Raw genomic sequence first — 20,939 nt, 5'->3', positions numbered from 1 at the left:
CGGCGTTCAGCATAACCGAACGCCGGTTTATTGAAATGCAAATTCTCAGAACGGCGATAGGCTTGCATGATCCGGGGCAGACACTCACTGCCCGAGGACCTGCACCCGATGAGCGCCACCGATTGGATCGGCCGAAGCGAAACCGCCCACGACCACCTCAGCCATAACCTGCTCAAGCGTATTGCCGCCACCTTCGGTGAAAAAGTGCCCGAAGACGGCGCGGACATCCCGCCGCTGTGGCAGTGGTGTTTCTTCCAAGACCCGCTGCCGGAAACCGCGCTAGGCAGCGACGGTCACCCGGCCCGTGGCGGTTTCCTGCCGCCGGCCGACAACCGCAACCGCATGTGGGCCGGTGGGCGCATCGAGTTCCTGCAGGCACTGCGGGCCGGTGAGGCGGCGACCCGCGTGTCGACCATTACCCAAGTGGAAGAAAAAACCGGGCGCACCGGTTCGCTGCTGTTTGTCACCGTACGCCACGACTATTCCCAGGGCGGTCGCCTGGCGATCCGTGAGGAACAGGACATCGTCTACCGCGAACCCACACCGCCCAAGTCCGGCAGCGGTGATGCGCTGGAGCAGGGCGAATGGTCTGAAGCCGTCGATCCCACGCCAACCCTGTTGTTTCGCTACAGCGCCGTGACCTTCAACGGGCATCGCATTCACTACGACTACCCCTATGTCACCGGCACCGAAGGCTATTCAGGCCTGGTGGTGCATGGGCCGCTGATCGCCACCCTGAGCCTGCGCGCATTCTGCCGCGCCAACCCTGGCGCCACCTTGCGCCGGTTTGCCTATCGCGGCGTGCGCCCGTTGATTGCGCCGCAGCCGTTTGCAGTGGGCGGCCGCGTGACCGAAACCGGTGTGGCGCAGCTGTGGGCCGGCAACGCCCAGGGCCTGGCGCAGCAAGCCAGCGTGCATTTCGAATAATCCAAGAACAACAGGCGGAGAGCCGTTAATGAACCCCAATGACAATGAAGAACTCAATGCCATCCGCGAAGGCGTGCGCGCCTTGTGCGCCGAATTCGATGCCGCGTACTGGCGCAGGATTGATGAGGAAAAAGGCTTCCCCGAAGCCTTCGTCAAGGCGTTGACCGACGCCGGCTGGCTGTCGGCGATGATCCCCGAAGAGTACGGCGGCTCCGGCCTGGGTCTGGCTGAAGCCTCGGTGATCCTTGAAGAAGTGAACCGCTGCGGCGGCAATTCCGGCACCGTACACGGCCAGATGTACAACATGTTCACCCTGTTGCGGCACGGCAGCGAGGCACAGAAACGCTTCTACCTGCCCAAGCTTGCGAGCGGCGAATTGCGCCTGCAATCCATGGGCGTGACCGAGCCCACCACCGGCACCGATACCACCAAGATCAAGACCACCGCGATAAAACGTGGCGACAAGTACGTGATCAACGGCCAGAAAGTGTGGATCTCGCGGATCCAGCATTCCGACCTGATGATCCTGCTGGCGCGCACCACGCCATTGGCCGAAGTGAAGAAAAAGTCAGAGGGCATGTCGATCTTCCTGGTGGACTTGCGCGAAGCCATCGGCAACGGCCTGACCGTGCAGCCCATCGCCAATATGGTCAACCACGAAACCAACGAGCTGTTCTTCGACAACCTGGAGTTGCCCCTGGACAGCCTCATCGGCGAAGAGGGCAAGGGCTTTAAATACATCCTCGACGGCCTCAACGCCGAGCGCACGCTGATCGCCGCCGAATGCATCGGTGATGGCCGCTGGTTTATCGAAAAGGCCAGTGCTTATGCCCGCGACCGCGTGGTGTTTGGCCGGCCTATTGGGCAGAACCAGGGCGTGCAGTTCCCGATTGCTGAAGCGCATATCGAGATCGAAGCGGCCGACCTGATGCGTTGGCGTGCCTGCGAGGAATACGACAGCGGCGCCAATGCCGGGGCCAGTGCCAACATGGCCAAGTACCTGGCGGCCAAGGCGTCCTGGGAGGCGGCCAACGCCTGCCTGCAAACCCACGGTGGTTTCGGGTTTGCCTGCGAATACGACGTGGAGCGCAAATTCCGCGAGACGCGCCTGTACCAGGTGGCGCCGATCTCCACCAACCTGATCCTGTCCTACGTGGCCGAGCATCTGCTCGAACTGCCACGCAGCTTCTGAGGGCCTGACCATGAGCCATACCCAAGCCTTGTGTCGGTTCCTCGCCGAACTGGATTACGCGCAACTGCCGGAAGATGTGCTGGCGCGCACCGAAGATTTGTACCTGGACTGGCTGGCCTCGGCGCTGGCAAGCCAGGGCGCGCACCCGATTCCGTTGTTCGAGCGTTATGCGCAGAAAATGGGCCCCGGCAGCGGTCCGGCGCAGGTGATCGTCAATGGCGGCAGCACCAGCGCGTACTTTGCCGCGCTGGTCAACGCGGCTTCATCCCATCTGGTCGAGCAGGACGACCTGCACAACAGCTCCGTGCTGCACCCGGCGACCGTGGTGTTTCCAGCAGCGCTGGCGGCCGCCCAGGACCTCGGCAAATCCGGCCGCGATTTGCTGCTGGCGTCGGTAGCCGGTTATGAAGCGGGTATTCGCATCGGCGAATTCATGGGCCGTTCCCACTACCGTATCTTTCACACCACGGCCACCGTCGGCACGTTGGCGGCGGCGGTAGCTGTAGGCAAGTTGCTGGATTTCAACGAAGAACAATTTATCAACCTGCTCGGCAGCGCGGGCACCCAGGCGGCCGGCTTGTGGGAGTTCCTGCGCGATGCCGCCGATTCCAAGCAACTGCACACGGCGAAAGCGGCGGCGGACGGCTTGCTCGCCGCTTACCTGACGGCGGATGGTCTGACCGGCGCGCGCAATATTCTGGAGGGCGATCAAGGTCTGGCGGCCGGTATGTCCCGTGATGCCGAGCCTGCCAAGTTGTCCGCCGACCTGGGCAGCCGCTGGGCGTTGCTGGAAACCTCGTTCAAGTTCCACGCCTCATGCCGCCACACCCATCCGGCCGCCGATGCGCTGTTGGACCTGATGCAAGGCGAAGGCCTGCACGCCGAACAGATCGCTCACGTGGAAACACGCGTGCACCAAGGCGCCATCGATGTACTGGGCAGGGTGAAAGTACCGACCAGCGTGCACCAGGCCAAGTTCTCCATGGGCACCGTGCTGGGCCTGATTGCCGTGCATGGCAAGGCCGGGCTCACCGAGTTCCATGAGCTGGCGTTGACCGATCCAGCGGTCTCGGCGTTTCGCGACAAGGTCAGCATGACCTTCGACCCCGACGTCGACGGTGCTTACCCGCAACGCTGGCTCGGTCGCGTCACCGTCACCACGCTGGATGGCCGCACGCTGCGCGGCGCCATCGACGAGCCCAAAGGCGATCCGGGCAACACCCTGAGCCGTGCCGAGCTGGCCGATAAATTCCAGCGTCTCAGCCAGTTCAGCAACGCCCGCACACCGGCCCAGGCCAATGCCCTGATCGACAAGGTCTGGGACCTGCGCAACGCCGCATCCATGGCCGACTGGCTTTGAGGAACTGTCATGACTAACCCAAGACCGCTGGACGGCATCACCGTTGTCAGCCTGGAACACGCGATTGCCGCGCCATTCTGCACCCGCCAATTGGCCGACCTGGGCGCCCGCGTGATCAAGGTGGAACGCCCCGGTGCCGGTGATTTTGCCCGTGGCTACGATGAGCGTGTGCGTGGCCTGGCCTCGCATTTCGTGTGGACCAACCGCTCCAAAGAAAGCCTGACCCTGGACCTCAAACAGGACGAGGCGGGCACTATTCTCGATACCTTGTTGGCTGACGCCGACGTACTGGTACAGAACCTCGCGCCCGGCGCCGCCGCGCGCATGGGCTTGTCGTTCGAGGCGTTGCATGCGCGCTTCCCACGCCTGATCGTCTGCGATATTTCCGGCTATGGCGAAGGCGGGCCGTACGAAAAGAAAAAGGCCTACGACCTGCTGATCCAGAGCGAAGGCGGCTTTCTCTCCGTCACCGGCGGGCCTGGCGACGACCAGATGGCCAAGGCCGGTTGTTCCATCGCGGACATCTCGGCGGGCATGTACGCCTACAGCGGCATCCTCTCGGCGCTGCTGCTGCGCGGCAAGACGGGGAAGGGCAGCCGCATCGATGTGAGCATGCTGGAAAGCCTGGTGGAATGGATGGGCTACCCGATGTACTACGCGTTCGACGGCGCACCGCAGCCGCCGCGTGCCGGGGCGGCGCACTCGACAATCTATCCCTATGGACCGTTTCCCACCGGCGACGGCGGCACGGTAATGCTCGGCCTGCAGAATGAACGCGAATGGGCGGCGTTTTGCGACAAGGTGCTGCTCACCCCGGCCTTGGCGACTGACGAGCGTTTCTCCGCCAACTTCAAGCGCTCGGCCAACCGCGACGTGCTGCGCCAGATCATCGTCGATAGCTTCGCGCAGTTGGATGCCGAGGCGGTGATCCAGCGCCTGGAAGGCGCGCAGATCGCCAGCGCCCGGGTCAACGATATGCAAGGCGTGTGGGATCACCCGCAGCTCAAGGCCCGTGACAGTTGGCGCGAAGTCGACAGCCCGGCCGGTGCGTTGCCGTCACTGTTGCCACCGGCACGCAACGCTGCGTTTACCCCGCGCATGGACGCTGTTCCAGGTTTGGGGCAGCACAGCCAAGGCATTCTCGAAGGGCTCGGTTACGCCGCAGACGCCATCGACGGCCTGCGCACGCGCGGTGTGATTTAACCATAAGGAATTCAACAGATGCCCAAGCCATTGGTACGTTCGGCGTTGTTTGTACCCGGTAGCCGACCGGAGCGATTTTCCAAAGCCTTGGCCAGCGGTGCCGACGCGGTGATCGTGGATTTTGAGGATGCGGTGGAAGAACCGCTCAAGCGCCAGGCGCGGGATAACCTTGGGGCGTTTTTGACCGCCAATCCCGCCGCCCAGGTGTGGGTGCGGATCAACGCGCCGGAACATGCCGAGCACTTTGAGGATGTGGCGTTCTGCAAGGCGCATCCGAATGTGGCAGGCGTGCTGTTGCCGAAGGTCGAAAGCGCAGCCCAGGTCGCCGTGGTGGCGGCCACTGGCAAAGTCATCTGGCCGATCATCGAGAGTGCGCGGGGTTTGCTGGCGGTGGCCGAGATCGCCCATGCAGCGCAGGTAGAGCGCCTGTCGTTCGGCGGGTTGGACCTGGCGCTGGACCTGAACCTGAGCAGCCATTCCCCGGCCGCGCAGTTCGCCCTGGACCAGGCGCGCCTGGCGCTGATCGTGCATTCCCGTGCCGCCGGCCTGGTCGCACCGCTTGATGGCGTGCACCCAGCCATCGATGACCCTGAAGGCCTGCGCCGCTCGATCCGGCATGCCTATGAGATGGGGTTTGCCGGCGCACTGTGTATCCATCCCAAGCAGGTGGCGGTGATTCACCAGGCGCTGGCGCCCAGCGCCGAAGACCTGGCCTGGGCCCAGCGCGTGGTGGAAGCCGGCGCCCATGGGGCAGGGGCCTATCAGATCGATGGGCAGATGGTGGATGCGCCGGTGTTGCTGCGCGCGCAACGGCTGCTGGCCGCTCAGATCTAGCGTTCGTCCAGACCGAACGCAGGTATCAAAAAATCGAAATTCACTACACGCGTGACATCAGGCACCTTGCCCTACAACACAACAATAAGAAGGTGATTTCCCATGCTCAAGCTTTCCCGGGCGCTGCTGTGCGCCGCCACCTTGTTTGCCGCGGGCCTGGCCCAGGCGGCGGATCCGATTGTCATCAAGTTCGCCCACGTGGTTGCCGAAAACACCCCCAAGGGCCAGGGCGCGTTGCTGTTCAAGAAACTCGCGGAAGAACGCCTGCCCGGTAAGGTCAAGGTCGAGGTGTACCCGAACTCGTCGCTGTTCGGCGATGGCAAGGAAATGGAAGCGCTGCTGCTGGGCGACGTGCAGATGCTCGCGCCGTCCCTGGCCAAGTTCGAGCAGTACACCAAGCAAGTGCAGATCTACGACCTGCCGTTCCTGTTCAACGACCTGGCTGCGGTCGACCGTTTCCAGGCCGCCCAGGGCAAGGAATTGCTGACCTCCATGCAGGACAAGAACATCCTCGGCCTGGCCTATTGGCACAACGGCCTCAAGCAACTCTCCTCGAACAAGGCGCTGCATGAGCCCAAGGACGCCCGTGGCCTGAAATTCCGCGTGCAAGCGTCGAGCGTGCTGGAAGAGCAGTTCAAGGCGATCCGCGCCAACCCGCGCAAGATGAGTTTTGCCGAGGTGTATCAAGGCTTGCAGACCGGCACCGTGAATGGCACCGAGAACACTTGGTCGAACTACGAAAGCCAGAAGGTCAACGAGGTGCAGAAGTACTTCACCGAGTCCAACCATGGCCTGATCGACTACATGGTGATCACCAACGCCAAGTTCTGGAATGGCCTGCCACCGGACATCCGCAGCACGCTGGAGCAGATCATGGTCGAGGTCACCGTCGAGGTGAACAAGCAGGCCGAAGCGCTGAACCAGTCGGCCAAGCAGAAGATCGTCGATTCCAAGACCAGCGAAATCATCGAACTGACCCCGGAGCAACGCCAGCTGTGGCGCGAAGCCATGCGCCCGGTGTGGCAGAAGTTCGAGGGTGAGATCGGGGCTGACTTGATCAAGGCGGCCGACGCGTCCAACCAGTAAGCATCGGCAGAGGAGGACAGGCCTGTGTGGGAGCTGGCTTGCCTGCGATACGGGCAACTCGGTGTCCCGGTAGAACCGAGTTGATGCCATCGCGGGCAAGCCCGGCTCCCACAGAGGTCCACTCCCACAGTTTGGCCCGGTTTCCACTCCGACATCATTCCCGCTTCGCGAGGTTTTGCCATGCAAACGCTAAGGCGCGTCTGGGAGCACCTGGAGGAAGGTTTTATTGCCTTCCTGCTGGCCGCCATGACCCTGGTGACATTCGTCTACGTCATGCTCAACAACATCTACACGCTGTTCTTTGCCCTGGCTGACAAGTGGGCGTTGAGCAGCAACTTCTTCAATGCCCTGGGCGATCACACCATGACCTGGGCCCAGGACATGACCTGGAGCGTGGCGCTGACCAAGGCCATGTTCGGCTGGCTGATCTTCTTCGGTATTTCCTACGGCGTGCGTACCGCCGGCCACCTTGGCGTGGATGCACTGGTGAAGTTGACCAAGCGCCCGGTGCAACGCGTGCTCGGCATGCTTGCGTGCCTGTGCTGCCTGGCGTATGCCGGGCTGTTCATGGTCGCCAGCTACAAGTGGGTGAGCGCCGTGATGGGCGCGCACATCGGCGCCGAAGACCTTGACCAGTACGGCGTGGACGTCGGCGATATCGTGGTGATCGTGCCTATCGGGTTTGCCATGGTCTTCATCCGTTACCTGGAAATTTTCTACCGCATCTTTACCCACCGTCAGGTCGGGTTGGGGCTGGCCGACGAGGCTGGTGAGGCCAGCAAATTGGCCGGCAGCCATGAGGAGCGTCACTGATGGCCGTGCTCTGTCTATTCCTGTTGTTGTTTGTGTTCATGTTCCTTGGCGTGCCCATTGCGATTTCCTTGGGGCTGTCCGGCGCGGTGTCGATCCTGATGTTCAGCCAGGACTCGGTGAGTTCCCTGGCGATCAAGCTGTTCGAGACCTCCGACGCCTATACCTTCCTGGCGATTCCGTTCTTCCTGCTCTCCGGCGCGTTCATGACCACCGGCGGTGTGGCGCAACGCCTGATCGACTTTGCCAACGCCTGTGTCGGCCATATCCGTGGCGGCCTGGCGATTGCGGCGGTGCTGGCGTGCATGCTGTTTGCGGCGCTGTCCGGTTCGTCACCGGCAACGGTGGCGGCGGTGGGCTCGATTGCCGTGGCGGGCATGGTGCGTTCCGGTTATCCGAAGGAGTTCGGCGCCGGGATCATCTGTAACGCGGGCACCTTGGGCATCCTGATTCCGCCGTCGATTGTGATGGTGGTGTACTCGGCGGCCACCGAAACCTCGGTCGGCAAGCTGTTCATGGCCGGGGTGATTCCTGGGTTGCTGCTGGGCCTGATGCTGATGATCGCGATCTACATCGTCGCGCGCATCAAGAAGCTACCGGCGCAACCACGGGCGACCTTCCGCGAGTGGCTGACCTGCGCACGTCGCGCGTTCTGGGGCCTGTTGCTGTTGGTGATCATCCTCGGCGGCATCTACAGCGGCATGTTCACCCCGACTGAAGCGGCGGCGGTGGCGGCGGTGTACTCGGCGTTCGTGGCCTTGTTCATCTACAAGGACATGAAGCTGCGCGACTGCCCCAAGGTGCTGCTGGAATCCGGGCGACTGGCGATCATGCTGATGTTCATCATCGCCAACGCCATGCTGTTTGCCCATGTGCTGACCACCGAGCAGATCCCCCAGGAAATCACCGCGTGGGTGATCTCCGAAGGGCTGACGCCGATTGGTTTCCTGATCATGGTCAACGTGGTGCTGCTGGTGGCGGGCAGCTTCATGGAGCCTTCGGCCATCGTGCTGATCCTGGCGCCGATCTTTTTCCCGATTGCCATGAAGCTGGGGATTGACCCGATTCACCTGGGCATCGTGATGGTGGTGAACATGGAGATCGGCCTGGTGCACCCGCCGGTGGGGTTGAACCTGTTCGTGACCTCGGCGGTGACCGGGTTGAGCCTGGGGCAGACCATTCGTGCGGCGTTGCCGTGGTTGATGATCTTGTTGGTGTTCCTGATCATGGTCACCTACTTGCCGTTTATCTCCCTGGCGCTACCGCACTGGCTCGGTATGTAGATCCCAATCACCCTGCAATACCTTGTGGGAGCCGGGCTTGCCCGCGATAGCGGTGTGTCAGTTGCCAAGTTCATCGGCTGACACTCCCTCATCGCGGGCAAGCCCGGCTCCCACATTTGATCCGCGCCTGTGCTTAGTGGTCCAGCGCGCTCAAGATCGCATGGGCCACTTTCACCCGTTCCCCGTTCGGGTAGTTTTTGTTGGCCAGGATCACGACCCCCATTTCCTTGCTCGGCACATACGCCACATACGCGCCAAAGCCGTTGGTGGAGCCGGTTTTGTTCACCAGTGTGTTGGCGTGCGGCGCCTGCGCTGGGGTCAGCCAGTTGACCGGATGCGGCTCCATCGCCATTTTTGTCGAGTTGCCATCCACCAGGGCATCCAGATTGATCGGGTACGGGTACATCTCCCAGCCCAGCCCCTGGGTCATGCGCTCGACCGTGTAGTAGCCGGTGTGCGTGGTGGTAATGGCTTGTTGCAGCACTGGGTCCAGTGTTGCCGGGCGCATATTGACCTCTACGTAATGCAACAGGTCCGAAGCGCTGGTCTTGATGCCGTAGGCTTCGCTGTCCATCGCACCGGGGCCGACGCGCACGGGTTTGCCGTCCTTGCCATAGCCCTGGGCGTACAGGTTCATCTGGCTCTTGGGAACAGTGATGAACGTGTGCTTGAGCCCCAGTTTCGGAATCAGAGTTTTCTCCATCACCTGATCAAACGGCTGCTTCAGGCTCTGCGCCGCCAGGTAGCCGAACAAGCCCAGGCTCGGGTTGGAATACAGGCGTTGGATGCCGGGGGCGAAGTCGGGTCTCCACTGCTGGAAGTAGCCGATCATGTGCTGGGTGTTGTCCGCTTCGCGGGGGAATTGCAGCGGCAGGCCACCGGCGGTGTAGGTGCCCAGGTTGAGCACGCTGATGTGGTCGAACTTGCCGCCACGCAACGCTGGCAGGTACTGGCTGGCCGGATCGGTGAGGGTCAGTTTGCCGCTCGCCACGGCATAGCCGGCGAGGGTGGCGGTGAAGGTCTTGCTCACCGAGCCAATTTCAAACAGCGTGTTTTCACTGACGGGCTGTTTGGCGTCTTTACTGGCCACGCCGTAGTTAAAGTATTGCGCCTTGCCGTCTTTGATGACACCGACAACGAGACCTGGAATAGACTGTTGCTGCATCAGCGGCTTGACGCTGGCGTCCACCACGGCGCGCAGGTCGTCGGCGGCCAGGCAGTGGCCGGTGGCGAGAAATAACGCCATGGCGCCTAAGTTACGCACTCCGGACAGGGAGAGTTGAGGCATGATATCGCTTCCATGAGAGTGATCGATTGAATGAAGAGCCTGCGCGGGCGTGGCCAATGTAGGCAGTTCGCGGGCGTTGGGCAAACGATGATATCTCGCACCTGCCATTAGATTAATTGGGGTCAAGCATGCTGCGCTCCCATCTTCCCCTCAATGCCCTGCGTGCCTTTGAAGCCTCGGCCCGGCATTTGAGCTTTACCCGCGCCGCCATTGAGTTATGCGTGACCCAGGCGGCGGTCAGCCATCAAGTCAAAAGCCTGGAAGCGCAATTGAACGTGACCTTGTTCAAGCGCCTGCCCCGTGGCCTGATGCTCACCAGCGAAGGCGAAACCTTGTTGCCGGTGGTGCGAGACTCGTTTGACCGCATCGCCCAGACCTTGAGCCAATTCGAAGGCGGGCATTACCGCGAGGTACTCACGGTGGGCGCGGTGGGCACCTTTGCGGTGGGCTGGTTGCTGCCACGGCTGCCCGAGTTCCAGGCGCGTTACCCGTTTATCGACCTGCGCCTGTCCACCCACAACAACCGTGTCGACGTGGCGGCTGAAGGCCTGGATTACGCGATCCGCTTCGGCGCGGGTGCCTGGCACGGCACTGAAGCCTGCGAGCTGCTGGAAGCACCTCTCACCGTACTCTGTGTGCCGCAGTTGGCCGAGCAACTGCACGCACCGCAAGACTTGCTTAAACACACCTTGCTGCGCTCCTACCGCGCCGATGAATGGAACCTGTGGTTCCAGGCCGCCGGTTTGCCTGCCGATACCCTGGTGCCGCGCAGCATCGTGTTCGATTCTTCGTTGGCGATGATGGAAGCCGCCTTGCAAGGCATCGGAATAGCACTGGCACCGGCAATGATGTTTTCGCGGCAACTGGAGAGCGACGTGATCCGCCAGCCGTTCGACGTCGGCATCAGCACGGGCAGCTATTGGTTGACGCGCTTGCAGTCGCGGGCTGGAACACCAGCAATGTTGGCGTTCAAGGGATGGTTGCAGGAGCGGGTCGCGCAGCACTGAAGGGTTTTATTTTTGAAACATAATGAAACATTTGCTGAAGGTCAGCGCTCTACCGCAACACCTGTCTTGAGTTATTCCATGAAAACACCGCGCCCCTCCGCCCGTATGTCCCACCTGACCCAATTGCGAAACCTCAAGATGGCGCGCTCGGCCCACGCCTACGTGCGCGGGAGCACCGTGCAATTCTACGAGTGGTTGCACAGCCAGCCCGGCAGGCGTCTACCCCATGGCCCGGCGATCTGGATCTGTGGCGATTGCCATGCCGGCAACCTGGGACCGACCGGCGACAGCAAGGGCCGCATCGACATGCACATCCGCGACCTCGACCAGACGGTGATCGGCAACCCCGCCCACGACTTGGTGCGCCTGGCGCTGTCCCTGGCCACCGCCGCGCGCGGTTCGGACCTGCCCGGCGTCACCACCGCACGCATGCTCGAAGAAATGATGGTGGGCTACGAACAGGCGTTCAAGGATAAACCCGACGAAGCCCCGCCGCGTCCGTCCCAGGTCAAGGCCGGCATGCGCAGTGCCGTGGAGCGCACCTGGAAAAACCTGGCGCGCGAACGTATTGAAAACGCCCGGCCGAGCATTCCTTTGGGCAAGCATTTCTGGTCGTTGTCGCGGGCCGAAAAAAACGCGCTGGAAACCCTGTGTGCCTCGGATGACATCCATCAATTGGTCACCTCGCTCAAAGGGCGCCCCAAGGATGCCAGGGTCGAGTTGCTGGATTCGGCCTATTGGGTCAAGGGCTGCAGCTCGCTCGGTTTGTTGCGTTATGCCGCCTTGCTCGGCGTGGGCGACAAAGATGACCAGGCGTATTGCCTGATCGACATCAAGGAAGCCGTCGGCGCGGCGGCACCTCGTGTGGCGCGGGCGAAAATGCCCAGGGACAATGGTCGCCGTGTGGTGGAGGGCGCGCGTCAGCTTTCACCGGGCCTGGGGGAGCGCATGGTGGCGACACGATTTCTGGATCATGGGTTCTTTATCCGCGAACTGTTGCCCCAGGACATGAAGTTGGAGCTGGACGAGTTGAGCGAGATCGACGCCATGCACGCAGCGGGTTACCTGGCACGGGTCGTGGGCATTGCGCATGCCCGGCAGATGGACCGTGCTACACGCAAAGACTGGATGGCGGTGCTGCAGGAGAACCGCTCCAGGCAGTTGGATGCGCCGTCATGGTTATGGAGCAGTGTGGTGCAACTGGTGGGTAGCCATGAGCAGGGCTACCTCGACCATTGCCGGCGTTACGCGCTGGAGCACTAAGCCAAGTATTTATTGAACCAACCGAGCGTCCTTTCCCACGCCAGATTCGCCGCCGCCTCGTCATAGCGTGGCGTCGAATCATTATGGAAACCGTGGTTGGCGCCCTTGTAGATATACGCCTCATACGTGGTTCCGGCGGCCTTGAGCGCCTGCTCATACGCCGGCCAACCCTCGTTGATCCGCGTATCCAGCTCACCGTAATGCAGCATGATCGGCGCTTTGATCCGGGGCACGTCCTTGGCTTCCGGCTGGCGCCCATAGAACGACACCGCCGCGCCCAGTTCCGGGTAGGCCACGGCCGCCGCGTTGGTCACGCCGCCGCCATAACAGAAGCCGGTAATCCCGACCTTGCCGGTGCTGCTGTCGTGGTGCATCAGCCATTCGATGGCGGCGAAGAAGTCGTTCATCAGCTTGGTCGGGTCGACGGTCTGTTGCAGGGCCACGCCTTTTTCGTCGTTGCCGGGGTAGCCGCCCACCGAGGTCAGGCCATCCGGGGCCAGGGCGATAAAACCCGCTTTGGCCAGGCGTCGGGCGACGTCTTCGATGTAGGGGTTGAGGCCGCGGTTTTCGTGGACCACCACCACCGCCGGCAGCTTGCCCGTGGCCTTGGCTGGGCGCACCAGGTAGCCGCGCACCGTTCCGTTGCCTTTGGGCGATGGGTAGGTGATGTAGTCGGCGACGATGTCCGGGTCGGTGAATTTCACCTGCTCAGCCAGCGCGTAGTTGGGGCTCAGCGCAGCCAGCAAGGCCGAAGCGGTGAGGCCGCCAAAGGTGAACAGCGCAGCGCGGTCGAGAAATTCGCGGCGGTTGATCTTGCCGTGGGCGTAGCCGTCATAGAGTTCCAGCAGTTCGGGGGCAAAGTCTTTCGCGGTGAGACGAGTCATCGGTGCATCCTCGATTAGCGGTGGCGGTCAATGTAGCCCAGGATCAGCCCTCGCGACCATGGGCGGCGGCGGCCAATTGGCCGGTGTCGACACGCACAAAGATCGAATCGCCGATGGCGGTCAGCACGTCACCGGCGTACACCTCGCAGATCACGCGGGTCTTGCGTCCCACGTCACCGTCGACCCGCGCGCGCAGGGTGAGGGGGATGCCCATGGGCGTCGGCTTGATGAATTTGATGCCCAGGTTGCCGGTGACGCAGTCGATGCGCGGCAGGCTGCCGGGTTCGCGCGCTTCGGCGCGGTAGTGGTAGGCCATGGCGGTCCAGTTGGAGTGGCAGTCCACCAGCATGGCGATCAGGCCGCCGTAGACCAGGTCGGGCCAGCCGCTGTAGTGGGCCTCGGGCAGGTGCTCGGCGACCAGGTGGATACCGTCCGCGTCCCAGCGGCTCTTGATGTGCAGGCCGTGGGGGTTGCTGGCGCCGCAGCCGTAGCAGATGCCTTCCGGCGCGGTGATGTCCTGGAGTGAGGGGGCGTGCATGCAACGTCCTTATTATGGGTGGGGCGACTACTCTGTTTAGCAGGACAAACGCCCGAATGGAATAAATCCCTGGTATGGCGTGTTAGTTCAGTACCTGTGTCCTTTCCTTTGCGGAGCGTTGCATGAAACGTCTTATGTCCCCGGTCACCGTACTGGCCTTGATCCTTGCGTATGGTTCCAGCGCCCAGGCGGTGGAGTACAAGGACGTCAACCGCACCGCCAGCCAGATCAGCTTCACCTACAAGCAATTGGGGCAGCGGGTGTACGGTACGTTCAGCGAGTTTGAAGGCACCTTGACCTTCGACACGCAAAAGCCGGAGACCGGGCATGCCTTGCTCAAGATTCAGCTGGCCAGCATCGACGCGGGTAGCCCGGACGCGAATGACGAGCTGCAACGCGCGTCCTGGTTTGATACCGCGACCTTTCCGGTGGGTGTGTACGAGTCCACCGGTGTCAAAGCCTTGGGCGACAACCGCTACACGATCAGCGGCAACCTGACCATCAAGGGCACCACGCGTCCGGTGGACGTGGATGTGGTGCTCAAGGAGCAGAGCGGCATTGGTGTGTTCGACGGTGAGTTCGTCCTCAAGCGCGGCGACTTCAAGATCGGCGAGGGTGAGTGGGCCGGCAACAGCGTGGTGTCCAACGACATCAACATCAAGTTCAAGATGGTCGCGCCGCAGCGTTAACGGGCGAACTTCTTTGCGCCGGCCACGCAGCCGATCACCGCGACCGTCACCAGCACCATGCCCAGGCTGACCTGCTCATGCAGCAGGCCCGCCGCCAGCGCCAGGCCGAAAAACGGTTGCAGCAACTGCAACTGGCCGACGGCGGCAATGCCACCCTGGGCCAGGCCGCGATACCAGAACACAAAGCCGATCAACATGCTGAACAGCGACACGTAGCCCAGGCTCAACCAGGCGGGCAGGCTGATGCCGCTGAAGGTCGACGGCGCGAGCATCAGGCTCAACGGCACCACCACCGGTATCGACACCACCAGCGCCCAGCAGATCACCTGCCAACCGCCCAGGCTGCGCGAGAGCTTGGCGCCTTCGGCATAACCCAGGCCGCACACCAGCACCGCCAGCAGCATCAACAGATCGCCGGCCGGTGCGGCGCTCAAGCCTTGGGCCACGGCATAACCCATCACCAACCCACTGCCCACAATCGAGAACAACCAGAACACCGGACGCGGCCGCTCGCCGCCGCGCAACACGCCAAACACTGCGGTGGCCAGAGGCAGCAGGCCGATGAATACGATGGAGTGGGCCGAGGTCACGTATTGCAGCGCCAGGGCGGTGAGCAAGGGAAAGCCGATTACCACGCCCAGGGCGACAATCGCCAGCGGCACCCACTGATTGCGCGCGGGGCGTTTTTCCTTGAACAGCCACAGCAGGATCACGCCAAGGAAGGCGGCGATCGCGGCACGGACCATGGTGAGAAACACCGGGTCGAATTCCATCACGGCCAATCGGGTGGCGGGCAATGAGCCGCTGAAAATCACCACGCCAATAAAGCCGTTGATCCAGCCCTGGGTGCTGGTGTCCAGGGTGTTGAGGGGGGATGTACGTTCCATGAGGGAGTGCCCGTAGCCGGAGGGGTTGCGTTCTGGCCATCCTAGGGGTGAGCATTAGGACAATCAAAAAATTGTCATGGATACATCCCAATGCCGCGCGCCCGCTACAAGTCCCTGGTCGATACCTTTGCCCAAGCCATCCGCAGCGGCAACATGCCGCCCGGCACGCGGCTGCCGACGCATCGTCAATTGGCCGCCGACCACGGCCTGGCATTGGTCACTGCCAGCCGCGTATACACCGAGCTTGAAGCCATGGGCCTGGTCAGCGGCGAAACTGGGCGCGGCACCTTCGTACGCGAGATCTCGCTGCCGCCAGGGCAGGGCAGTGGGCAGATGACGGTGACGGCGGGCATGCTCGACCTCAATTTCAATTACCCCTCGTTGCCGGGCCAGGCGGAGCTGTTGCGCACGGCGTTGCGCCAATTGGCGCTGTCCGGTGACCTCGAAGCACTGTTGCGTTACCAGCCCCACGCCGGGCGCCTGCATGAGCGCGCAGCCTTTGCGCGGCATTTGCTCAGTCGCGGGCTCAGTGTCGACGCCGAGCAGGTGCTGCTGGTCAGCGGCGCCCAGCATGGCCTGGCGGTGACGATGATGGCGCTGCTCAAACCCGGCGATGTGATCGCGGTGGACGCGTTGACCTATTCGGGGTTCAAGGTATTGGCCGAGACCCTGCACCTGGAAATTGTCGCGATCCCGGTGACGCCGACCGGCCCGGATTTGGAGGCCTTGCAAAACCTGTGTCGCAAGCGGCCGGTGCGTGCCGTGTACAGCATGCCGACTCTGCACAATCCCCTCGGTTGGGTGATGGCTCTGTCCCAGCGCGAACGGCTGGTGTCCATTGCCCGTCAGCACAATCTGATGATCATTGAAGACGCGGCCTACGCGTTCCTCGCTGAAGACGCACCGCCACCGGTGGCGACGCTGGCGCCAGAACGCACGGTTTACGTGGGCGGGCTGTCGAAAAGTGTCGCGACCGGCCTGCGCGTGGGGTTTATCGCGGCGCCGATGGAATGGGTAAAGATGCTGGAGCGCACCATCATGGCCACCACCTGGAATGTGCCCGGTGTGATGAGCGCCATAGCGGTGGCCTGGCTGGAGGACGGCACGGTGGCGCAGCTTGAGGCGCAAAAGCGCGAGGATGCCCAGGCGAGACAGGCCCTGGCGGCTCAGGTGTTCATAGGGCTGACCACGATCAGCCATCCCTCGTCCTACTTCTTGTGGCTACCCCTGGCGGAAGACGCCCGGGCCGATCAGATCGCCATGGCCTTGCAGCGTGACAACATTGCCGTGTCGACCGCTGAGCCGTTTGCCGTCTCGGCGCATGTCCCGCATGCGTTGCGATTGGCCTTGGGTTCGGTGCCGATCTCGGCACTGCACGAAGCGTTGCTCAAGGTGCGCAAGGTGGTGGCGTGGTGAGCCGGTTTCAGCGGCTCACCGCAAGGTATCAGTACTTGTAGGCCTGACGTCCGATCAGCAGCCATTTGCCTTTTTGCTTCTGCCAGACCTGGAAGTTGTCGATGTCGGTAGGCACTTCAACACCGCTGTTCACGGCCAGGGCGTGGAAGTGGTTGCGTACCAGCGCGGTGTCGCCTTGCAGGGTGATGGTCTGGTTTTGCATTTCCAGGGTCTTGAAGGCGCTGGTATGGGTTTCCAGATCAGCGATGAATTGGTCTTTGTTCTGCACCTTACCGCTGGAGTGGCCGTAGGTGAGCTTGTCGGCCGTCAGCGCGTGAAGCTGCTTGAGGTCTAGGTGCAGCATGGCTTGGGTCAGTTGGTCGACCGCTTGGGCCACATCCTTTTCGGCTGGGGCAGGCGCGGCTGCGACGTAACCGGTGAACAGGCACAGAAAACCGATCAGCACTTTGACGTTTTGCATGGGTGTTTCCTTATTGTTGTGGGGGGCTGGCACGACAGCTTAAGTCGTCGTACAACCATGCAATATTTCGGGTGAGGAAGGAAAGTGAAATTTCGAAATATCTTGAAAAGATTAGACTTAAAGGCGTTATAAACCACAGGTCAACTTATACGATGTCTCAACACGCTGATCGAATCATGCCTCGCTTCCTGTGCAAGTAGCACATCGCTATGCTACTGCCGAAACCTGACACTGCCCGAGAGACAAAATGGATTTTGACTGGCACAGCGAGACCCTCACCCGCGCCACTCCGGTAACCCCGCACTACAAAAACACTCAAAACGTACGCCGCTTCATGCTTGAGCACTGCGGCCCAGGGTTCAGGTTCGACCGGCCATTCATGGCCTGGATTCGCAACGAGGTGCCCAAGACCCTGGGCGATGTGGTGGAGGAGTGGCAACGCCGAAACGATGCCGTTGGCAACGTCGACGGCGGCGCAGATCGGTGATTACCCAAGGCATGGCGGTACTGATCCACTACAGCACTTACCTGGCACCGGGCCTGGCCTTGTTTGGCCTGTGGTTTGCACTTACGCCGCGGTCGCTGACGGCGCTGCGCATCTTGATTTTGCTGGCGGCGTTCGTGTTGATGCGCGATGTGATGACGCCCTTGGGCCTGTGGTCGCTGGGCAGCGAGGTGCAGCTAGGCTTCACGGCGAATACCTTTGTACTGGCAGTGTTGGGCGGTTTGTCGGTGCTGTTGGTTACGGCGCTTGTGCGGACGGCGCCTGACTTGGCGGCGCTGATCGTCTGGTCAAAGGGGCCGCGCGCTGCCGGCCTGATGATCGGGCTCGCGGTCGGCTGCTTGATCGGTGTGTCGCTGCGGTTGTACCAGGGGATCGAAGCGTCAGCGCTCCCTGGTTATTGGGTATGGCTGCCGGGCATGGTGGTGTTGGCTTATGGCGCCAATGCGTTGGAAGAGGTGCTGTTTCGCGGGTGCTTGCAGGGCTATCTGGAGCAGCATGTCACGCCGTTGCGCGCGGCACTGGGCAGTGGCGTAGCCTTCGCGGCCTGCCATGGGTTCCTGGCCTTGAGCGTGACTCAGTTGGGCTGGTCAGTATTGCTGTTCACCTTGATCGAAGGGTTGGCGTGCGCGCTGGTGCGCATGCGCTATGGCGTATTGGCGGCGACATTGACCCATGGCACGGCAATCCTGTTGATTGCCGTGCCCATGCACTGAGTTAAAGCGCCGGCGTACGTGGCGGAACCAGGCGTTTGCTGCCCGTCGCCTCATACGCCGACGCAAACCGCAGCAACGCCGAATCGTCATACGCCCGCCCGGCAAAGGTCAGGCCCACCGGCATGCCGATATCCGCCATCACGCCCATTGGCACGGTGACAGTCGGCACGCCGAGGTGGCGAATCGCGAGGTTGCCGTTGGCGACCCACACGCCGTTGCTCCAGGCGATGTCGGCAGAGGCTTCGTTCACATCGGCATCCGCCGGGCCTACATCAGCCACGGTCGGGAACAACACGGCGTCGAGACCGAGCGTGTCCATCCAGTCTTCCAAGTCGATGCGGCGGGTTTGCTCCAGGCCGCGCAGGCCGTCGGGGACCGTGCTGATCTCGTTCCACGGCGTGATACCGCGTTCGGCCATGCGCACGTATTCGTCCATGCCGGCGGCCAGATCGTCCTCACGGTTGGGCAGGGTGCCGGGGTCGTGGGGGAAGATCTTCGGCCCGTCCACATCCGCCAGGCGGTTGAGGGCCGGGTCGTTGTTGGCGCGCAGGAAATCATCGAAGGCCCAGGCCGACAGTTCCCACAGTTCATCGTGGAGGAACTCTTTGGAGACCAGTCCACGGGTGAACACGGTGGGTGCGCCAGGGCGGTCGCCTTCGCAGTTGGACACCAGCGGGAAGTCCACATCGATCACTTCGGCACCGGCCGCAACCAGCGCCTGGCGCGCGTCGTTCCACAGGTCTATCACGCTGGCGCGAGTGTTGATCTTCTGCCCGGTGGGGCCACCGATGCCGGGCTTTTCACTGGTGCCGGCGTCGGGGTCAGCATTGATGTACATGCGCGGCACGCCAAAGCGTTTGCCGACGAGGGATTCGGAACTCACGGCCAGTTCAGCGTAGGACGCCGGGCGCACCGAAGTGACGCTCGGGATCGGCACCCAAGGCTGCAAGCGCCAGAGGTCGCCACGGGTGTCCGGGTCTTCGGCCACCACCACATCAAGCACTTCCAGCAGGTCGGCCATGGTGCGGGCGTAAGGCACCACCACGTCCATGGTCGGCGTGAGCGGCCAGTTGCCGCGCACCGATATCACGCCACGGGACGGCGTGTAGGCACACAGGCCATTGTTGGACGCCGGGCCGCGTCCGCTGGACCAGGTTTCTTCGGCCACGCCAAATGCGGCGAAACTGGCCGCCGTCGCAGTGCCGGCGCCGTTGGACGAGCCGGAGGCAAACGGCGCCGTCAGGTAGTCGGCGTTATACGGGCTTTCAGCGCGGCCATACACACCACGCTGCATACCGCCATTGGCCATCGGCGGCATATTGGTCTTGCCCAGGCAGATGGCACCGCCGCCGCGCAGACGCTCGATGGTGAACGCGTCACGCTGGGCGACCAGGTGGGCAAACGCCGGGCTGCCGGAGGCTGCGGTCAGGCCCTTGACCAGGTAGCTGTCTTTGGCGGTGTAAGGAATGCCATCCAATGGCCCCAAGGTTTCGCCTTTGGCCCGGCGTGCGTCGGACGCCTCGGCTTCTTTCAGGGCCTCGGGGTTGCGCACTACCACGGCGTTCAAGGCGGTGGCGGTCTGCGGGCCGTCGTAGGCGTCGATCCGCGCCAGGTAGGCGTTGACCAGTTCAACGGCCGTGGTCTGGCCGGATTCAAGCGCAGCGCGCAATTGGGCAATGGAGACTTCGGTAACTTGCATCACGTTTTTTTCGCCGCCTTCAAGTGGGGGTATGGCGGCAGTCTACGGACAGATATTTCACAAAACCAGCGCGGCATAATCTGCATAAGCGTCGCGCATCACCTGCCAGGTGGCCTCGTCCGCAGGAATCAGATGTTCGATCCGCAGGGAGGTGAGGGTGATGTCCTGAGGCATGCCAAACGTGGTGAAGGTGGACAAAAAGCTCAGCTCACCCTGGCGTGAGCGCACGCGGGTCAGTACCAGCGGCGGCATGTGTGCGGGCAGTTCGGTGTTGGCCGGTGTCGGCAAACTCGCCAGTAATGCGGCCAATTCGGGATTGCCCAGCGCTTCACGGGTGGCGCGCTGCCAGGCCAGGGTGCGGATCTCCTCGGCATTGCTCAGGTGATCGCCCAGGCCGCCCGGCTGCAGCAGCGTCGTCAGCAAGTTCACGCCCTCAGCGGCATCCGGGCGGATACCCACTAATTCAAACAGCAGGCCGGTGCTGGCATTCGCCGCCAGCACTTCCCACTCGCTGCCCAGCAGGATGGCAGGGGCCGGATTGTTGGCGTGCAGCACATGGCTGACGGCTTCGCGGATCGCTGCCATGGCGGGCGAGGCGAGCGGGGTGGCGGCGTAACGCGGCGCATAGCCGGCGGCGAGGAAAACGCGGTTGCACTGCTCCAGGGGTGCCTCCAGCGTGGTCAACAGGTTGTGTAACGTGCCGGGACTCGGTTTGGCGCGACCGGTCTCGATGCAACTGAGGTGGCGCTGGGAAATGCCGGTGATCAGGGCCAGGTCGAGTTGGCTCAGCTTGGCGTGCCGGCGCAATTGGCGCAGTTGTTCGCCGGCAGTAGCAGGGTTGTCCATGGCGGAATCATGACCTCCAAGGTCATTGCGAGGGGCCGAACCTTATCAC

21 protein-coding genes are annotated in these 20,939 nt (G+C 62.5%); 14 read left to right on the top strand and 7 right to left on the bottom strand.

Annotated features, from left to right (window positions below; translation table 11 throughout):
- Nucleotides 1-108: 108 nt before the first annotated feature.
- From OZ428_RS18415 to dctM, 8 genes are all read left to right on the top strand, one after another.
- Nucleotides 109-927 (top strand): FAS1-like dehydratase domain-containing protein, encoded by an 819-nt coding sequence (locus tag OZ428_RS18415; protein ID WP_269130808.1) that lies wholly within the window; start codon nucleotides 109-111, stop codon nucleotides 925-927.
- A 28-nt stretch (nucleotides 928-955) separates the two neighbouring features.
- Complete coding sequence (locus OZ428_RS18410; protein WP_269130807.1) at nucleotides 956-2,119, top strand: acyl-CoA dehydrogenase family protein; 1,164 nt, start codon at nucleotides 956-958, stop codon at nucleotides 2,117-2,119.
- Nucleotides 2,120-2,129: 10 nt separating this feature from the next.
- Entirely contained in the window at nucleotides 2,130-3,479 is a 1,350-nt protein-coding gene (locus OZ428_RS18405) for an MmgE/PrpD family protein (protein ID WP_269130806.1), read from the top strand.
- Between the two features lie 9 nt (nucleotides 3,480-3,488).
- Nucleotides 3,489-4,682: a CaiB/BaiF CoA transferase family protein gene (locus tag OZ428_RS18400; protein ID WP_269130805.1), complete on the top strand. Its 1,194-nt coding sequence runs from the start codon at nucleotides 3,489-3,491 to the stop codon at nucleotides 4,680-4,682.
- A gap of 18 nt (nucleotides 4,683-4,700) precedes the next feature.
- Nucleotides 4,701-5,516 carry an HpcH/HpaI aldolase/citrate lyase family protein gene (locus OZ428_RS18395; RefSeq protein WP_269130804.1) on the top strand — a complete coding sequence of 272 codons (816 nt, stop codon included), beginning with the start codon at nucleotides 4,701-4,703 and terminating at the stop codon, nucleotides 5,514-5,516.
- 102 nt (nucleotides 5,517-5,618) lie between these two features.
- Nucleotides 5,619-6,602, top strand: coding sequence for a TRAP transporter substrate-binding protein (locus OZ428_RS18390; protein WP_028616372.1), 984 nt, complete (start codon nucleotides 5,619-5,621; stop codon nucleotides 6,600-6,602).
- Between the two features lie 180 nt (nucleotides 6,603-6,782).
- A complete protein-coding gene (locus OZ428_RS18385; protein WP_033896622.1) occupies nucleotides 6,783-7,415 on the top strand; it encodes a TRAP transporter small permease in 633 nt (210 codons plus the stop codon).
- Nucleotides 7,415-8,695: a C4-dicarboxylate TRAP transporter large permease protein DctM gene (gene dctM, locus OZ428_RS18380; RefSeq protein ID WP_016979464.1), complete on the top strand. Its 1,281-nt coding sequence runs from the start codon at nucleotides 7,415-7,417 to the stop codon at nucleotides 8,693-8,695. The genes OZ428_RS18385 and dctM overlap by 1 nt, the downstream gene beginning before the upstream one ends.
- A 133-nt stretch (nucleotides 8,696-8,828) precedes the next feature.
- Here the strand turns inward: dctM and ampC are convergent, their stop codons facing one another.
- Entirely contained in the window at nucleotides 8,829-9,983 is a 1,155-nt protein-coding gene (ampC, locus tag OZ428_RS18375) for a class C beta-lactamase (RefSeq protein ID WP_269130803.1), read from the bottom strand.
- 128 nt (nucleotides 9,984-10,111) lie between these two features.
- Here ampC and OZ428_RS18370 point away from each other — a divergent pair, with 128 nt between their 5' ends.
- Nucleotides 10,112-10,990, top strand: a complete 879-nt coding sequence (locus OZ428_RS18370; RefSeq protein WP_269130802.1) for a LysR family transcriptional regulator — start codon at nucleotides 10,112-10,114, stop codon at nucleotides 10,988-10,990.
- A gap of 78 nt (nucleotides 10,991-11,068) precedes the next feature.
- On the top strand, nucleotides 11,069-12,253 hold the full coding sequence (locus OZ428_RS18365) for a DUF2252 domain-containing protein (protein WP_033896618.1): 1,185 nt from the start codon (nucleotides 11,069-11,071) through the stop codon (nucleotides 12,251-12,253).
- Here OZ428_RS18365 and yghX read toward each other — a convergent pair.
- Nucleotides 12,250-13,137: a YghX family hydrolase gene (gene yghX / locus OZ428_RS18360; protein WP_269130801.1), complete on the bottom strand. Its 888-nt coding sequence runs from the start codon at nucleotides 13,135-13,137 to the stop codon at nucleotides 12,250-12,252. The genes OZ428_RS18365 and yghX overlap by 4 nt on opposite strands.
- Before the next feature lie 43 nt (nucleotides 13,138-13,180).
- On the bottom strand, nucleotides 13,181-13,675 hold the full coding sequence (locus OZ428_RS18355) for a PaaI family thioesterase (RefSeq protein ID WP_269130800.1): 495 nt from the start codon (nucleotides 13,673-13,675) through the stop codon (nucleotides 13,181-13,183).
- 134 nt (nucleotides 13,676-13,809) lie between these two features.
- On the opposite strand from OZ428_RS18355, the gene OZ428_RS18350 reads away from it, so the two are divergent.
- Nucleotides 13,810-14,364, top strand: coding sequence for a YceI family protein (locus OZ428_RS18350; protein WP_426129110.1), 555 nt, complete (start codon nucleotides 13,810-13,812; stop codon nucleotides 14,362-14,364).
- Here OZ428_RS18350 and OZ428_RS18345 read toward each other — a convergent pair.
- Nucleotides 14,361-15,251 (bottom strand): DMT family transporter, encoded by an 891-nt coding sequence (locus tag OZ428_RS18345; RefSeq protein ID WP_269130798.1) that lies wholly within the window; start codon nucleotides 15,249-15,251, stop codon nucleotides 14,361-14,363. The two genes, OZ428_RS18350 and OZ428_RS18345, sit on opposite strands and share 4 nt — an antisense overlap.
- A gap of 90 nt (nucleotides 15,252-15,341) precedes the next feature.
- Between OZ428_RS18345 and OZ428_RS18340 the strand changes: the two genes are divergently transcribed.
- The gene (locus OZ428_RS18340) at nucleotides 15,342-16,667 is read left to right on the top strand and encodes an aminotransferase-like domain-containing protein (RefSeq protein WP_269130797.1); all 1,326 of its coding nucleotides are present in this window, start codon (nucleotides 15,342-15,344) and stop codon (nucleotides 16,665-16,667) included.
- A 28-nt stretch (nucleotides 16,668-16,695) separates the two neighbouring features.
- Here the strand turns inward: OZ428_RS18340 and OZ428_RS18335 are convergent, their stop codons facing one another.
- On the bottom strand, nucleotides 16,696-17,127 hold the full coding sequence (locus OZ428_RS18335; RefSeq protein WP_016979456.1) for a nuclear transport factor 2 family protein: 432 nt from the start codon (nucleotides 17,125-17,127) through the stop codon (nucleotides 16,696-16,698).
- Nucleotides 17,128-17,374: 247 nt separating this feature from the next.
- On the opposite strand from OZ428_RS18335, the gene OZ428_RS18330 reads away from it, so the two are divergent.
- Nucleotides 17,375-17,614 (top strand): DUF6434 domain-containing protein, encoded by a 240-nt coding sequence (locus OZ428_RS18330; RefSeq protein WP_269130796.1) that lies wholly within the window; start codon nucleotides 17,375-17,377, stop codon nucleotides 17,612-17,614.
- Between the two features lie 11 nt (nucleotides 17,615-17,625).
- Complete coding sequence (locus OZ428_RS18325; RefSeq protein ID WP_442964845.1) at nucleotides 17,626-18,345, top strand: CPBP family intramembrane glutamic endopeptidase; 720 nt, start codon at nucleotides 17,626-17,628, stop codon at nucleotides 18,343-18,345.
- Between the two features lies 1 nt (nucleotide 18,346).
- On the opposite strand, the gene OZ428_RS18320 is transcribed toward OZ428_RS18325, so the two are convergent.
- Together OZ428_RS18320 and OZ428_RS18315 are read right to left on the bottom strand one after the other, a co-directional pair.
- On the bottom strand, nucleotides 18,347-20,047 hold the full coding sequence (locus tag OZ428_RS18320; RefSeq protein ID WP_269130794.1) for an amidase: 1,701 nt from the start codon (nucleotides 20,045-20,047) through the stop codon (nucleotides 18,347-18,349).
- Nucleotides 20,048-20,101: 54 nt separating this feature from the next.
- Nucleotides 20,102-20,890 carry a helix-turn-helix domain-containing protein gene (locus OZ428_RS18315; RefSeq protein WP_269130793.1) on the bottom strand — a complete coding sequence of 263 codons (789 nt, stop codon included), beginning with the start codon at nucleotides 20,888-20,890 and terminating at the stop codon, nucleotides 20,102-20,104.
- Between the last annotated feature and the right edge of the window lie 49 nt (nucleotides 20,891-20,939).

The sequence above is a fragment of the Pseudomonas sp. GXZC genome, assembly GCF_026967615.1.
Taxonomy (GTDB): domain Bacteria; phylum Pseudomonadota; class Gammaproteobacteria; order Pseudomonadales; family Pseudomonadaceae; genus Aquipseudomonas; species Aquipseudomonas azotoformans_A.
This window is presented reverse-complemented; position numbering and strand designations above follow the sequence as displayed.